This is a genomic window from Pelomicrobium sp. G1 (genome assembly GCF_051905455.1).
Lineage (GTDB): Bacteria > Pseudomonadota > Gammaproteobacteria > Burkholderiales > UBA6910 > Pelomicrobium.
Window position 1 is genome coordinate 1 of record NZ_JBQACR010000673.1, and the last position, 231, is coordinate 231.

The window sequence follows — 231 nt, forward strand, 5'->3', positions numbered from 1 at the left end:
GCCTGGTGCTGGCGCTCCAGGCTTTGCAGCTCCATCGTCAATTGCTCGGCGCGGCGGGAGCAATTCATCCCTTGCCACACGTCCAGACCCGCCCAGAGCAGGAGCCCCAGCCCGGTGGCCAGCACCGCCGCACGGGCGAGCCGGCGCGCTTCCCCCAGGGTGTGATCATGGTTGTGCTGGGCGGGGGCGTACTGGTTGGGGGGACGGCTCTTCCCCAGCGCGTGCAGAAGC

General features: G+C 70.1%; 1 protein-coding gene. It reads right to left on the reverse strand.

Annotation, left to right across the window (positions count from 1 at the left end):
• The coding region (locus ACTFO6_RS20075; protein ID WP_439936025.1) for a hypothetical protein at positions 1–231 on the reverse strand (231 nt) is incomplete at both ends.